Origin of the sequence: Paraburkholderia largidicola, from assembly GCF_013426895.1 — a bacterium.
Taxonomy (GTDB): Bacteria; Pseudomonadota; Gammaproteobacteria; order Burkholderiales; family Burkholderiaceae; genus Paraburkholderia; species Paraburkholderia largidicola.
On the sequence record NZ_AP023174.1, the window covers coordinates 2,237,651 to 2,252,730 of the forward strand.

Below are 15,080 nucleotides of genomic sequence, written 5' to 3' on the forward strand. Positions count from 1 at the left end.
GCCCTGCGGCGCTAGCGGGCGTCCGCCCGCAACACCTGTCCATCGCCCGCTGCCGCTGTCTCCTGCTCGTCGTCGCGAGACGGCGCAGCGGCATCCGGCAGCGCCACATAGAACGTCGTCCCCACACCTTCCGTCGATTCCGCCCACACGCGTCCGCCGTGCCGCTCGACCATGCGCCGCACCAGCGCCAGACCAATCCCCTCACCCGCGGCCACATTGCCGTGCAGCCGCTGGAACGCGTTGAACAGGCGCGGCATCGCGATTTCCGGAATGCCCAGCCCGTTGTCCTTCACATAAAAGATGCGCAGCGTCTGCACGCCAGGCGGCACAGGCGCCGTGCCGATCTCGACCACGCCCGTGCGCTCCGGGCTCAGATAATTGATCGCGTTGCCGATCAGGTTCGCGAAGATCTGTTCGAGCGCCGTCGGATCGCCCCACACGGGAGGAAGCGCCTGCACGATGACGCGCGCGCGATGGTCGCGAATGGTGGCCTGCATCGCGTCGATCACACGTTGCACGATGTCGCGCACCTCGACCTGTTGACGCCGGTATTCGACACGCCCAACGCGCGATAGCCGCAGCAGCGCGTCGATGATGTGCGACGCGCGCAGGACGGCCGTCTGCAGAAAATGCAGCGCCTCGCCGATGTCCTCGTCGATCAGCCGCTCGACACGCTCGCGCTGCTGCATCGACAGTGACGACTGACGCAGGGCTTCGCGCAGGTCGTCGCAGGCATGGATCAGTTCCTTCGAAAAACCCTGCAGATTGACGAGCGGCGCGCGCAGATCGTGCGACACGCTATAGATGAACGTCTCGTTTTCCTGGGTTTGCTGGCGCAATGTTTCGTTGATCTGCACGAGTTCGGCGGCGTGACGGCCCAGATCGGACTGGAAGCGCGCCTGCTGGCGCTCCGCTTCGAGCAGCTTGCGGCTCGTCATGTGCAGCGTCAGATCGAGCCGCGCGATTTCATCGTTGCCGGGCGTGAGCGGCGCCAGCGGCTCGTTGCTGGCGAGCCGGCTGGCATTGTCCGACAGCAGCGCGAGCCGGCCGCGCACGCCGCGCGCGAACACCCAGAACGCAATCGCGACGAATACCAGCGAGCCGAACACGGCCGCGACGATCAGCGACTGCTGCCGCTCCCGCGCCGCCGCGGCCTCGGCCGAGCGCACCGAATCGAGTTGCCGCTCCTGCGCCTGGAACGCGGCGATCTGCGCGCGAAAACCATCGAGCACATCGGTTCCAGCAAGGTCGCGAAAACGCTGCAGCACATCGCGCCGGCGTCCCGAGCGGATCAGGTCCTGCACGCGGTCCGACCATTGACGGTACATCTGCACGGCCTGGCGGATCTGCGCGGCGCGCTCGACTTGCGTGGGATTGTCGGCGACGAGTTCGGCGAGCCGGTCGATGCGCCGGTCGACGTCCATCCAGAACGCCACGGGCGTGGAGGTGTCGCGCGTGCCGCTGACCACGGCGCCGCGCAGCCGCACCGATTCGAGCAGCACGGGCGCGAGAATGCTGGCGGTCTGACGCAGCACGTCCTCGCTGTGCATGCTCCAGTGCTCGGCCTGTTCGGCATCCGACTGCGCCTTGATGAGACCCGACAGCAATGCCAGTTCGAAGACGGCGGGGATCGCAATCAGAAGCAGGCCTTTGGTCGTCAGTCTCATGCGCGCGCCGGGAGAGTCGGAAGCCGGCGGGTCGCGCCGGGACGGCACATTATGTCGGCGATTGCAGTCCGTGACAAAGCGCGGCGCGGCGGACACTTCGCCAGTCTGGTGCAGGCGGGAGACCGTCGGGCGTGTTTGACGCCGATCCTGATCTAGCCGTTTTCCGTTGCCCTTTTTTGCGCAGCCCGTGTCGTTATGATTTCGAAGGGAAATGTTAAGCGAATCACAGGAATATGCCCGTTTTTGGGATATCTGAATGCCCCAATTGCGCACCATTGCACATTAACGGTGCCGATATGTCGAATGCACACTGCGTCACCGGATAAACCGAAACACCGTCCGATCCACGCCAGCCCATTCCAGTGCAGTTCCGCACCGACAACACGCGCTGACGCCTCTATTTGGCCCACTTCTTGCATCCGATGCCCGCTTTTTGCGCATCGCAGGATCCAAACGGATGGACAGTCTGAAAACCGGCACCGATACCCTCTTTCTTCTGCTCGGCGCGGCGATGGTGCTCGCGATGCACGCGGGCTTCGCGTTCCTCGAGCTGGGCACGGTCCGCAAGAAAAATCAGGTCAACGCGCTGGTGAAGATTCTGGTCGACTTTTCGGTATCGACGATCGCCTATTTCTTCATCGGCTACACGATCGCTTACGGCGTCCAGTTCTACGGCAGCGCCGAAACGCTCGCCGCGCACAACGGCTATGCGCTGGTGCGCTTCTTCTTCCTGCTGACGTTCGCCGCCGCGATTCCCGCGATCGTGTCGGGCGGCATCGCCGAGCGCTCGAAATTCAATCCGCAGCTGTTCGCGACCTTCGTGCTGGTCGGGTTCATCTATCCGTTTTTCGAAGGGATCGTCTGGAACGGCCACTACGGCATCCAGACGTGGCTCACGCAGACGCTCGGCGCGCCGTTCCATGATTTCGCGGGCTCGGTGGTGGTGCACGCGTTCGGCGGCTGGGTGGCGCTGCCCGCCGTGATGCTGCTCGGCGCGCGCCACGGCCGCTATACGCGCGACGGCCGCATCGCCGCCCATCCGCCGTCGAACATTCCGTTTCTCGCCCTCGGCGCGTGGGTGCTGGCCGTCGGCTGGTTCGGCTTCAACGTGATGAGCGCGCAGACCATCGACAAGATCAGCGGCCTCGTCGCCGTCAACTCGCTGATGGCGATGGTCGGCGGCACGCTGACCGCGTGGCTCGCGGGCCGCAACGACCCGGGCTTCACGTACAACGGCCCGCTCGCGGGACTGGTGGCCGTGTGCGCCGGCTCGGACGTGATGCATCCGCTCGGCGCGCTGGTGACGGGCGCGGTCGCAGGCGTGCTGTTCGTCTATATGTTCACGATCGTGCAGAACCGCTGGCGCATCGACGACGTGCTGGGCGTGTGGCCGCTGCACGGTCTGTGCGGCGCATGGGGCGGCATCGCGGCGGGCATTTTCGGCCAGCACGCGCTGGGCGGACTGGGCGGCGTGTCGTTTGTGGCGCAGGTGATCGGCACGCTCGGCGGCGTCGTGTTTGCGACGCTCGGCGGCACGATCGTCTATGGCGCGATCCGGATGACCGTCGGGCTGCGCATCGACCAGGAAAACGAGTTCAACGGCGCCGACCTGTCGATCCACAAGATTACCTCGACGCCGGAACGCGAGACGGTCGGGTGATGGCATCCGGCGCACGACTGCAAGCGCGTCGCGTCTGGTGTAATCTCGCGTTTCCGGGATCGGGACATGCCGTTCGGCGCGCCGCCGATCCTTCATACAAACGCGCGCGCCGATGATAGACTTGCGCGCGCCGGAGATGGCATTCTCCTAAACCGCCCTCGTGGCTGATGATGCCTGCTTCGCCCGGAACCTGCGGACGTTGCAGCGTCACGCCTCGCCGCAGCCCGGTTCGTCGATGTTCGGCTTTCCAGGCTTGCTCATGTATCTGTCCATTCTTGCCGTCGGTATCGGCGGCGCACTCGGTTCGCTGTTTCGCTGGTTTCTCGGTCTGCGCCTCAACGCGCTCTTTCCGACGCTGCCGCTCGGCACGCTCGCGTCGAATGTGATCGCGGGCTACATCATCGGCGTGGCCGTCGCGTACTTCGGTCGCAATCCGCAGATCGCGCCCGAATGGCGGCTCTTCATCATCACGGGCCTGATGGGCGGCCTGTCGACGTTCTCCACGTTTTCCGCCGAAATCGTCCAGCATCTGCAGCAAGGGCGCCTCAACTGGGCCGCGGGGGAGATCGCGATTCACGTGACCGCGTCGGTCGTCATGACCGTGCTCGGTGTCGCGACAGTGGCCGCCGTCTCGCGCTGACGGCGCGCGCACACCGCGCCACGGGATGCGTCCGCCCCGATGATGACTGACACCCGCCGTTCATCAAAAGATCATCGCTGAACGCCGCCGCGCGCGCGTCGCGTGGCTGTATCATCGACGTCATATGCGGCGGGCATCGTGATAACCGATCATGCACGCACCGCCGCCGAACGCGCGACGAGCCTCGCATCGTCGCATCGTCGCCAAAAAAGGGCTTGGGCCCGGACGGCGCGCGCGGCGCCCGCTTCGCGCACATCCTATGCAAGCCAGCCGGGGACCTCTTGAAGTACAGATATCTTTCGCGTCGTTCGTTGCTTCCGCTGAAGCGCAGCGCAGAGGAGTTGTCGTTTGCGTTTTCGGAGCTGCTCGCGCAGCCGCTCAGCCGGCCCGAAGCGGCCGCACGTTTCGAAACCCTGTGGAACGAAGTCAACGACGCCGCGCAGTCATGCGACGACAGCGATGCCGCCTTCACGTACATCGCGTTGCTGCACAGCATGGACCAGCGCTGGCGGTTCCTGAGATCGATGAACTAGCGGGCAAAAACGACCGTGTCCTCCGATCAGCCCGACGACGAGCAGACCCACGCGGCAGCACGGCCGCCCCGCTTCGCCGACGAAATCGAAAAGGACTTTCTGGATCTGCTGATGTCGGGCATTCCGCCCGATGTCGCGCACGACAAGTTCGAGCGGCTGTGGGACGAGACGAACGCCCTCGCCGCATCGTCGATGATGACGGCGCGAGGGCTTCCGTATATCGCGCTGCTCAAGCGCATGCATTCGGCGTTCGCGGAGCGCTATCCGCGCCGAAACGGCTGAGCGCGAATGTCCAGGCAGAGCGGCGGCACGCGCGGCCGCCACGCCGACTTACGACTTCGCGGGGCGCCCCGTCTTGACCGCTTCGAGTTCCTGCACGGCCGCGATCAGCCGTTTGGCCGGCGACACGGCGAGCAGGTTCAGGCCCGCGCGCAGCAGTTCGCTTTTCTTCACCGAAATGCCCGCATCGAGGCAACGCTGCTTGAGTTCGGCGATTTTCGCGTAGTCGGACTTGGGCATCGTAAAGCTGTCGCGGACGACCTTTTCCTTCTCTTTCTTCACGCGCGGCTTTTTCTCGACGGCCGTGGCGGGTGCCGGTGCGGCCTTCGCCGTCTTGACGGCCTTGACTGCCTTCGGCGCCTTTGCAGGCTTCACATTCGCGGCAGGGCTCGCGCTGCCGGCAGGCTTGACTGCCTTTTCCGTCTTCGCGCTCTTTGCCGCTTTCACCGTGCTCGTCGGCTTCGTGACCTTGGCGGTCTGCGTGGCTTTCGGGGTTGCACTGGCTGCTTCCGGCGCGCTCGCGGGCACCTGTTCGACGGGCGCTGCCCGCTTCGCTTCCGTCGTCCGCGAAGCCTTGACTGCCGGCTTTTTCGTTTCCGTAGCCGGTTCCTTCGCGCTCTTCGGGAAGTGGAAGGCCTTCCTGGTGGGTTCCTTGATTCGTGGCGTGCTCATCGTGTTTCCTCGTTAACGGTATAAACAGTATATACGGTTTAACGGACAGTGCTGCTCGCCGTCAAATGCGAAGCATGATGTGTGAAGACGGCGCCCGCTACGCTTCGCGCAGCAACTGCACCGCCTCGCGGCGGCAGGCCTTGCGACGCTCTTTCAGCAACGCAAGGGCCGCGTGCGCCTCGGTCTCGTCGGAGAACAGATTGGTGTTTTCGCGCAACAGCGCAATGCTGGCGGTCACGTCGTTGAGTTCGCCGAAGCACTGCTGCAGCTTCTTGAGACGCTTCAGCGTATGGTCGTGGCCGACGTCGTCGAGCACGGGCCCGAAAAGCTCGATCAGATAGCGAACCTTCTTGCCCGCCTTGCGCACGTCATGGAGCAGCTCATAGTCGGCGCGTTTCGCGCGGGACGCCTTGCGCATCCGCTTTCGCAGCGACTTCTCGGCGACGTGTACGCGCTTCGCTGCAAACTTCTGCAGTGCGTGCCGTTCGGGCGCCGTGTTCAATTCCTTCGATGTGCTTGCAAGCGCGCCATGCAGCACGTTGCGTATATCGGCGTTGACGAGCGTCTCGCGGCTCGTGGCCAGCGCGCGCTCACGCGCTTCGAGCAGGCAGGCGGGTGCGGCGCCCAACGCGCCAGCTTCACTCTCTTCGTTCCTCTCCCCCGCCAGCAGTTCCAGCAGGATGTCCCAGTCGCGCGTCTTACCGGCGGCATCGGCGAGAAAGCGGTACAGCGAGCGCTGCCGCGTGTTTTCCGGCCTGTCGAGCAGCGGACGATACGCCCACCACAACGAGCGCAAACGCCGCAGCGCAACGCGCAGCTGATGCAGGGATTCCGGCGAAGCGTCGGCGTGAATGGAGGCGTTGTGCGAAAGCGCTTCGTCGACGAGCGGCGCAGCGAGGGCGGCGAACGTCGACTCCGCTTGCACTTCGCCGTTGTGTCCGGCGACCTCATGCGTGCGATCGTCGTGTTTCATGGGGCCTCGTATTGGGAGCGACAACAAGATGCCTTGCGATGCATCGATCGATGCAGCACACATCATACGCTTTCCCGATCGCGCCAAAATCGCGTCGTCTGACGCTGCGGCTATCTGTCCTGCGGCAGATGGCGGGCGGCGAAAGTCGGCAGATCCATCACGAGACAGAAGCCCTGGCCTGCTGCGAGCACGCAGTCGCCTGGAACCGCCGCGCGCTCTTCGCGAAGCGGCTTGCGTCGCAGCGCAACGACGCCCTGAATCCAGCGCCGGAATGCGGGCAACGGCCATCCGCACAACGCGACGTCCGCAGCCTGCACTTCCACGTTGTCCTCCTGCAGCCAGCCACCGATGTAGTTGCGCGCGCGTAACTGCAATTGCGGGCTCATGACACTCACATGTCCGCTGCCGTTCGCCACGCTCTCGCCGGGAGCGAGATAGATGAAATAGTGAGGCGCGAGTATCTGCGTACCGGCGACGATATCCTTCGCGCTACGTCCCACGTGACGCGCGGGCAACACGATCTCGCGCGCATCGGGCGCCGTGTGCGCCCGCATCTCTGTCAGCTTGACGCGTAGTGCTTGAATTTTTTGCCTGCAGGCATTCGTCCAGCGCTGTTCGGCATCGTCGAAATCGAGTGCGAGCGTGCTGAGGTCGCCCGTATGCATGGACTTCGCATCCGCGAGCGTGCGCCGCGCGGCGACGATCGCCTTCGGCGCGCTCAGCGAGATGTACCTCGACAGTTCGCGGTCAACGTCATCGTCATCGATCCGGTATTCGAGCAGGCACCAGCGCAATGACGGATCGTTAAGGGCGACGTCGGCGCGCAAGATGCGGCCGCCGAGCGCCGTCGTCGCATAGAGATATTCGACTGCCTTGCGCGTCGTCGGCGCGGGCGGTTGGAGTGCAGCCGGATCGGGCTGTGGGAGATTCAGGGTGTCCATGTTCATTCCTGCGTCGGTGTTCGCATTGCCGCGCGCAGTTTCAATCAACGCACGGTGATGACCCAGCACAGCTAAAACTACGCCACGTCTCCGACGCCTCGCTCGCAGACCAGCACGCACACGGACGTCACGCCTGTCGCGCGCCGCGCGAACGGACAGGCACGCCGGATGCGCTATGCATCCCGTGGACTTCCAAAGGAGGAAATGATGACCATACTTGACCCGAAAACGAACCCGGCACGTGGCGGCGCAGGCATCGTAGGCGGTGGCGTGGGCGAAGGTCCGGGGCCTGAAGTGATGGCTGCGGCAACGCTGGATGGCAACAAGGTCGTCTCGTCGGACGGCGAACACGTCGGCAAGATTTCCGACATCATGCTCGACGTGCGCAGCGGACGCGTCGCCTATGCGGTGCTGTCGGAGGGCGGGTTCCTCGGCATGGGCAGCAATCTGCACGCAATCCCGTGGAGCGCGCTGACCCTCGATACCGACGAGAAGGTGTTCCGCGTCGATATCACCGCGCAACGCATCAAGGACGAACCGGGCTTCGACAAGGATCATTGGCCGTCGATGGCCGACGAGACCTGGGGCACGCAGATGCACCAGTACTACAACCGCGATCCGTACTGGACCACGACGTCGGTGGATCCTGTCGCAGTGCGGGACCCGAGGCTTTGATCCCTGGTTGACGTTGCTCGCCCGTCGTCTAGCCGGGCGAACGCCACTTTAGCTGCCATCGCGGCGGCCGTCCTGACGGACGGCCGCCGCGCATTTTTATGGGAGTGCGACGTTGGACCGAACACGGCATTCCGACACCGGCAATGCGTGAAGTGTTCGTCCGCATCCAACATCGAAGCGTCATCCCGTCGATCCGGATTCAGCTCTACGGCCCGCAGAAGCCCGCCCCGCCTCATTGAAGCGACGCCATCACCATCGTCGGCACGGTCATTGCGCTTGTTGGCCGTGTCAAACAGGAGCAGGACATGATGCGCCACTATCCGGATGCAGCCGAATCGAAATCGATCCGCACGACGACCATCGTCGCGATCGCCGCGCTCGCCCTCATCGCGGCTTGCGGGACTGGGATTGCGGCACTTTTCGGGCTTCTGCCCGAATCAGAAAATGTCGCCGTCACCGCGACCACGATACCGCTGGTCGATATCTGGCGAAATGAGCCAAGCGCCCCTATCCGGCCGCAGTCCGACAACGGGGATTCGGGAACGTCCGTGGAGCAGTGACCCGGCACGGTCGACGCGACTCGCATCGACCGTTTCGCCCTCAGCAGGCCCCCGTTTCACGACATATTTCCCCTCCGCATCGTCCCTGCCAGTTACAAACGCGCGGCGAACCGTCGGAAATAGATCCGGCGAAACGTCGTCGCGTTCTCCCACAGTCCCGATAGAGCGGACCCAATTACGTGTGAAAAGCACAAATCGAAAGCACAAAAAAAAGGCGCCATGTTTCCATGGCGCCTTCAAAAAGTTCTAGCCATTCCGAGGGCCGTGCTAGAACCTGAGAGACGGTACTGAAATACTGCTTGGGAAGCGGCGCCGCAGCGACTGCATCTGCTTGAGACACGCGCGCGATTACTGCTCGCTTTCGAAATATAGTTCCATTTTTTATGGTAATGCTGACTAAGTCAAGCAAAATTTAATCGCCGCGGACTGCTTAAAAATTACAGTCCTATACAATGAATCATCGTAGGAAAAAGGGACTTAGGCCTTGCTGAGAGAGGGCCTGGGGCGCTTTACTGGAGCCTCCATCCTGAAGCGCGTTCCATAATATTGAAATAACGTTTCATAAAAACCACATGAACCAGTCATCGACGCGCCCGGCCGTCATGGATCCCGCAAAGGAAAAAGACGGTTCCGGCGACGAGGTCACCGCGCTCGCGCGCGGTCTGACGGTGCTCCGGCGGGTCGCAGCCGCCGACGCCCCACTGTCCAACCGCGAACTGACCGAACTGACGGGCATTCCAAAACCGACCGTCTCCCGGATCACCGCGACCCTGGTGAGCGCCGGCTTTCTGTTCCGCCTGCCCGACAGCGAGCGTTTCGTGCTCACGTCGTCCGTGCTGGAGTTGAGCAACGGCTTTCTGCGCAACTTCGACATCCGCGCCCGCTCGCGGCCTTTCCTGATCGAACTGGCCGAGCGGACCTCGCTGTCCGTGCACCTCGCCGTACGCGACCGGCTCGAAATGGTCGTCATCGATGCGATCAAGCCGCGCTCCGCCGTGCTGGTGTCGCGCCTCGACGTCGGCTCGCGGATGGACCTGAGCCGCACCGCCGTCGGCCGCGCGTATCTGGCGGCGCTCACCGACACGGATCGGGAAAAGCTGCTGATCGGCTTGCAGGCCGCTGCCGGCGACGACTGGGGTAACATCAGCGCCCGGCTCGACGCGGCGCTGCGCGAAACGACCGCGCAAGGCTTCGCGATCGCGACGGGCGAATGGCACGAAGGGCTCAATGCGATAGCGGCCGGCTTCATCGGGCCTTCGGGCGAACGTTACGCGGTCAATTGCGGCGGCTCCGCGCATCAGTGCCCGCGCGACTGGCTCGTGTCGCGCGCAGCACCGGCGCTGCTCGAAACGATCGACCGGATCGTCCACGAGATCGGCGGCACGCCGGGACGCCGGCTCGACGCCTGAGCACGGCGGGCCGCAGCTGCACGGTGCAGCAGCCAGCCAATGAGAAAACCGACATCCCGCTGACGCACGGCTTTCGATCGCGCGAAAACTGTGTAACGGTCGTAATCCGCCGAAAAATACGCCGCTGGACTGTAACTCGGCCCGGGACGTAGCATCATGCTTTCCCGCGCGCCCGGGGAAGCTGCCAGTCTCCCGCGCCCCGCCTGCGCATGCGCATCGGCGAAGCGCCCGGCAACGGCGCGGCGGCGGGCACCAGCACGGCCAACAGGGAGGAGCCGTCAATCAGGCCAGTCACGTGTCTGGCCGCCAACGCGGCCGCCGTCACGTCACGGTCATCGCGATGAATCACGCATCAACTAGCATCGCGCAGGCATGCGCGATCAACACCAGGCGGCGCCCGGCGATACACGGCCGCGCATCGCACGTTGACGCCAGCACGTTTGCCCCAACACGTTTGCCCTATTAAGCCAGTCACCTGATCGAACGATGGACGAACAAAAAAAGCAGCCTGAAGCTTCACGTAACACCGCCCCCGCCAGCCCGCCTCCCGGGCGCGATCCCGGTCCTGGTCCTGGCGCCGTCAAGCGGCATCGCGGGCGCACGATCGCGCTGATCGTCGCCGTCGTGGTGATCGCCGGCATCGTGCTGGTGCGCTGGCATCCGTGGAGCAAGAACGCTGACGGCGCGAGCGCGGCAGCGGGCGCCAGCGGCGCGCAGGCGGGACGTGCCGGCGGCGGGGGCCGTCGCGGCGGCGCAGGCGGCGCGAACCAGCCGCAACCCGTTCACGTGGCGACCGTGAAGCAAGGCGAAATGCCCGTCGTGCTGAATGCGCTCGGTACCGTCACGCCGCTCGCGAACGTCACCGTGCGCACGCAGTTGACGGGCACGTTGCAGACGGTCGCATTCCAGGAAGGTCAGATGGTCAAGAAAGGCGATCTGCTCGCGCAGGTCGACCCGCGTCCGTATCAGATCAGTCTTGCGAATGCCGAAGGCACGCTCGCCAAGGACACGGCGCTTCTGCAAACCGCCCGTCTCGACCTGAAGCGCTATCAGACGCTGCTGTCACAAGATTCGATTGCGAGCCAGCAGGTCGACACGCAAGCGTCGCTCGTCAAGCAGTACGAAGGCCAGGTCAAAGCGGATCAGGCGAACATCGACACCTTCAAGCTCGATCTCACCTACGCGCGCATTACGGCGCCCGTCTCCGGCCGCGTCGGCCTGCGCCAGGTCGACGCCGGCAACTACGTGACGCCGGGCGACACGAACGGCGTCGTCGTGATCACACAGTTGCAGCCGATCAGCGTGATCTTCACGACCTCGGAAGACAACCTGCCCGCCATTCTCAAAGGCATGCGCGCGAACCAGAAGATGTCGGTGACGGCGTACGACCGCAGCAACACGACGTCGCTCGAAGCCGGCTATCTGGAAACCATCGACAACCAGATCGACACCACCACGGGCACCGTGAAGCTGCGCGCGACCTTCCAGAACAACGAAGGCCTGCTGTTCCCGAACCAGTTCGTCAACACGCGCCTGCTCGTGAACGTCGTGAAGGACGCCGTGATCGTGCCGACCTCGTCGGTGCTGAACGGCTCGATGGGCGCGTTCGTGTATGTCGTGAAGCCCGACAACACGGTGACTGTGCGCGCCGTGAAGGTCGGCCCCGTCGACGGCGAGCGCACCAGCATCGCGTCCGGCCTGCAGGTGGGCGAGCGCGTCGTGATCGACGGCTCGGACCGGCTGAAGGAAGGCGCGAAGATCACCATTCCCGCCGATCGCCCGCGTGGCGCGTCGGGGGCTTCGGGCGCATCTGCGGCCCGCGCGGCTTCGGGCGCGTCCGGTGCGATGGGTGCCTCCGGCACGCATCGTCACCGGCACGCGTCACAGACGTCGGCGGAATAAGGCACGGCTGAAACCGCATGAATCCATCCCGCGCTTTTATCCTGCGCCCGGTCGGCACCGCCCTTCTGATGGCGGCGATCATGCTGGTCGGGCTCGTCGCACTGCGTTTTCTGCCGCTGTCCGCGCTGCCCGAAGTCGATTACCCGACCATCCAGGTGCAGACGTTCTACCCGGGCGCGAGCCCCGATGTGATGACGTCATCGGTGACGGCGCCGCTCGAACGCCAGTTCGGGCAGATGCCGTCGCTGAACCAGATGTCTTCGCAAAGCTCGGCCGGTTCGTCGATCATCACGCTGCAGTTCAGTCTCGACCTGCCGCTCGACGTCGCCGAGCAGGAAGTGCAGGCGGCCATCAACGCGGCGGGCAACCTGCTGCCGTCCGACCTGCCCGCGCCGCCTATCTACGCTAAGGTCAACCCCGCCGACGCGCCGATCATCACGCTCGCGATCACCTCGAAGACGCTGCCGCTCACGCAGATCCAGGACATCGCCGACACGCGCCTCGCGCAGAAAATCTCGCAGGTCGCGGGCGTCGGTCTCGTCAGCCTGTCGGGCGGCCAGCGCCCTGCCGTGCGCATCCAGGCCAATCCGCGCGCGCTCGCGTCGTACGGGCTGAACCTCGACGATCTGCGCACCACGATTTCGAACCTCAACGTCAACACGCCGAAGGGCAACTTCGACGGCCCGTCGCGCTCGTACACGATCAACGCGAACGACCAGCTGACGGACGCCGACGCATACAAGAGCGCCGTCGTCGCGTACAAGAACGGCCGCCCGGTGATGCTGACGGACGTCGCGACCATCGTGTCCGGCGCGGAGAACACCAAGCTCGGCGCATGGGTCAACAGCACGCCGGCGATCATCCTGAACGTGCAGCGCCAGCCTGGCGCGAACGTGATCCAGGTGGTGGACAGCATCAAGAAGCTGTTGCCCACACTCCAGCAGTCGCTGCCCGCCGCGCTCGACGTGCAGGTCGTCACCGACCGCACCACGACGATCCGCGCATCCGTGCGCGACGTGCAGTTCGAACTGCTGATGTCGGTCGTGCTGGTCGTGCTGGTGATGTATCTGTTCCTCGCCAACATCTACGCGACCATCATCCCGAGCCTGTCGGTGCCGCTCTCGCTGATCGGCACGCTTGCCGTGATGTACCTGTGCGGCTTCTCGCTGGACAACCTATCGCTGATGGCACTGACGATCGCCACGGGCTTCGTGGTCGACGACGCCATCGTGATGATCGAGAACATCGCGCGCTATGTCGAGGAAGGCGAGTCACCGTTAGAAGCCGCGCTCAAAGGCTCGAAGCAGATCGGCTTCACGATCATTTCGCTGACGGTCTCGCTGATCGCAGTGCTGATCCCCCTGCTCTTCATGGGCGACGTGGTAGGACGCCTGTTCCATGAGTTCGCGATCACGCTCGCCGTGACTATCGTGATCTCGGCCGTCGTGTCGCTCACGCTGGTGCCGATGATGTGCGCGAAGCTCTTGCGCCACACGCCGCCGAAGGAAAGCCACCGATTCGAAGCGCGCGCGCACGCGGCCATCGACTGGGTGATCGCGCGCTATGCCGTCGCGCTCGAATGGGTGCTCGACCGGCAGCGCTCGACGCTCGTCGTCGCCGTGCTCACGCTCGTGCTGACGGGCGTGCTGTACGTCTACATTCCGAAGGGCTTCTTCCCGACGCAGGACACGGGCGTGATCCAGGCCATCACGCAGGCGCCGCAGTCGGTGTCGTATGCGTCGATGGCCGAGCGCCAGCAGCAGCTCGCCGCGGAGATCCTGAAGAACCCGAACGTCGAGAGCCTGACCTCGTTCATCGGCGTGGACGGCAGCAACATCACGTTGAACAGCGGCCGCATGCTGATCAACCTGAAGCCGCGCGACGACCGGGACGCGACCGCGAGCCAGGTGATCCGCCAGTTGCAGCGCGACACGTCGCACATTCCGGGCGCGACGCTCTATATGCAGCCAGTGCAGGATCTGACCATCGATTCGACCGTCAGCCCGACGCAATACCAGTTCATGCTGACCGATCCGAATATCGACGAATTCGCGACGTGGGTGCCGAAGCTGATGGACCGCCTCGCGCAGTCGCCTGAAATCGTCGACGTCGCGACCGATCTGCAGAACAACGGCCAGTCGGTGTATGTCGAGATCGACCGCGCGTCGGCGGCCCGCTACGGCATCACGCCCGCCACGGTCGACAACGCGCTCTACGACGCATTCGGCCAGCGCATCATCTCGACGATCTTCACCCAGTCGAACCAGTACCGCGTGATTCTCGAAGCGCAGCCGACCATGCAGCACTACACGGAGTCGCTGAACTCGATCTATCTGCCGTCGTCGACGTCGTCGGGCGGACAGGTGCCGCTCAACTCGATTGCGAGCTTCCACGAGAAGCCCGCGCCGCTGCTCGTCACGCACCTGAGCCAGTTCCCGGCCACGACCGTCTCGTTCAACCTCGCACCGGGCGCGTCGCTTGGCGAAGCCGTGAAGGCGATCCAGCAGGCGGAAAAGGACGTCGGCCTGCCGGCCTCGTTCCAGACGCGCTTCCAGGGCGCGGCGCTCGCGTTCCAGGCGTCGCTGTCGAACGAGCTGTTCCTGATCCTCGCCGCCATCGTCACGATGTACATCGTGCTCGGCGTGCTGTACGAGAGCTTCGTACATCCCATCACGATTCTCTCCACACTCCCGTCGGCAGGCGTCGGCGCGCTGCTTGCGCTGCTCGTCACGGGCCACGATCTCGACATCATCGGCATCATCGGTATCGTGCTGCTGATCGGTATCGTGAAGAAGAACGCGATCATGATGATCGACTTCGCGCTCGAAGCGGAGCGCGAGCACGGCAAGCCGCCACGTGAAGCGATCTATCAGGCGTGTCTCCTGCGCTTCCGCCCTATTCTGATGACGACGATGGCGGCGCTGCTCGGCGCACTGCCGCTGATGCTCGGCACGGGCGCGGGTTCGGAGTTGCGCCGCCCGCTCGGTATCGCAATTGCCGGTGGCCTGATCGTCAGCCAGCTGCTGACGCTCTTCACGACGCCCGTGATCTATCTCGGCTTCGATTCGATTGCGCGGCGTCTGCGCGCGCGCTTTCATCGTGAAGGTCATGGCGACGGTCCGACCCGGCCGCCCGCCACCGACGCCGACGTCTGAATGAAGAGGCCGAA

Annotated in this window: 13 protein-coding genes and 1 riboswitch; of the genes, 9 read left to right on the plus strand and 4 right to left on the minus strand. The window is 64.4% G+C overall.

The genetic code is table 11. The features are described 5' to 3' along the window. Window positions 1-11: 11 nt before the first annotated feature. Entirely contained in the window at window positions 12-1,667 is a 1,656-nt protein-coding gene (locus tag PPGU16_RS10080; protein WP_180719861.1) for a sensor histidine kinase, read from the minus strand. Between the two features lie 457 nt (window positions 1,668-2,124). On the opposite strand from PPGU16_RS10080, the gene PPGU16_RS10085 reads away from it, so the two are divergent. The 4 genes from PPGU16_RS10085 (at window position 2,125) to PPGU16_RS10100 (ending at window position 4,782) form a co-directional block, all read left to right on the plus strand. Continuing rightward, on the plus strand, window positions 2,125-3,327 hold the full coding sequence (locus PPGU16_RS10085) for an ammonium transporter (protein WP_180719862.1): 1,203 nt from the start codon (window positions 2,125-2,127) through the stop codon (window positions 3,325-3,327). Between the two features lie 123 nt (window positions 3,328-3,450). Beyond that, a riboswitch (Fluoride riboswitch) is annotated at window positions 3,451-3,511 on the plus strand. A gap of 75 nt (window positions 3,512-3,586) precedes the next feature. Beyond that, on the plus strand, window positions 3,587-3,967 hold the full coding sequence (gene crcB / locus PPGU16_RS10090; protein WP_180722595.1) for a fluoride efflux transporter CrcB: 381 nt from the start codon (window positions 3,587-3,589) through the stop codon (window positions 3,965-3,967). A gap of 281 nt (window positions 3,968-4,248) precedes the next feature. Beyond that, a complete protein-coding gene (locus PPGU16_RS10095) occupies window positions 4,249-4,500 on the plus strand; it encodes a hypothetical protein (protein ID WP_180719863.1) in 252 nt (83 codons plus the stop codon). Between the two features lie 15 nt (window positions 4,501-4,515). Beyond that, entirely contained in the window at window positions 4,516-4,782 is a 267-nt protein-coding gene (locus PPGU16_RS10100; RefSeq protein WP_180719864.1) for a hypothetical protein, read from the plus strand. 48 nt (window positions 4,783-4,830) lie between these two features. Here PPGU16_RS10100 and PPGU16_RS43205 read toward each other — a convergent pair whose 3' ends face one another. The 3 genes from PPGU16_RS43205 to PPGU16_RS10115 form a co-directional block, all read right to left on the minus strand. Continuing rightward, a complete protein-coding gene (locus PPGU16_RS43205) occupies window positions 4,831-5,451 on the minus strand; it encodes a hypothetical protein (RefSeq protein ID WP_180719865.1) in 621 nt (206 codons plus the stop codon). A 97-nt stretch (window positions 5,452-5,548) separates the two neighbouring features. Then, a complete protein-coding gene (locus PPGU16_RS10110) occupies window positions 5,549-6,424 on the minus strand; it encodes a CHAD domain-containing protein (protein ID WP_180719866.1) in 876 nt (291 codons plus the stop codon). A 110-nt stretch (window positions 6,425-6,534) separates the two neighbouring features. Next, window positions 6,535-7,365 carry a hypothetical protein gene (locus tag PPGU16_RS10115; RefSeq protein WP_243460529.1) on the minus strand — a complete coding sequence of 277 codons (831 nt, stop codon included), beginning with the start codon at window positions 7,363-7,365 and terminating at the stop codon, window positions 6,535-6,537. 207 nt (window positions 7,366-7,572) lie between these two features. Here PPGU16_RS10115 and PPGU16_RS10120 point away from each other — a divergent pair, with 207 nt between their 5' ends. The 5 genes from PPGU16_RS10120 (at window position 7,573) to PPGU16_RS10140 (ending at window position 15,066) form a co-directional block, all read left to right on the plus strand. Next, window positions 7,573-8,040: a PRC-barrel domain-containing protein gene (locus PPGU16_RS10120; protein ID WP_180719868.1), complete on the plus strand. Its 468-nt coding sequence runs from the start codon at window positions 7,573-7,575 to the stop codon at window positions 8,038-8,040. Window positions 8,041-8,345: 305 nt separating this feature from the next. Beyond that, window positions 8,346-8,600 (plus strand): hypothetical protein, encoded by a 255-nt coding sequence (locus PPGU16_RS10125; protein WP_180719869.1) that lies wholly within the window; start codon window positions 8,346-8,348, stop codon window positions 8,598-8,600. A gap of 572 nt (window positions 8,601-9,172) precedes the next feature. Further along, the gene (locus tag PPGU16_RS10130) at window positions 9,173-10,009 is read left to right on the plus strand and encodes an IclR family transcriptional regulator (RefSeq protein WP_180719870.1); all 837 of its coding nucleotides are present in this window, start codon (window positions 9,173-9,175) and stop codon (window positions 10,007-10,009) included. Window positions 10,010-10,495: 486 nt separating this feature from the next. Then, window positions 10,496-11,911 (plus strand): MdtA/MuxA family multidrug efflux RND transporter periplasmic adaptor subunit, encoded by a 1,416-nt coding sequence (locus PPGU16_RS10135; protein ID WP_180719871.1) that lies wholly within the window; start codon window positions 10,496-10,498, stop codon window positions 11,909-11,911. A 17-nt stretch (window positions 11,912-11,928) separates the two neighbouring features. Next, the gene (locus PPGU16_RS10140; protein WP_180719872.1) at window positions 11,929-15,066 is read left to right on the plus strand and encodes an MdtB/MuxB family multidrug efflux RND transporter permease subunit; all 3,138 of its coding nucleotides are present in this window, start codon (window positions 11,929-11,931) and stop codon (window positions 15,064-15,066) included. Window positions 15,067-15,080 lie beyond the last annotated feature (14 nt).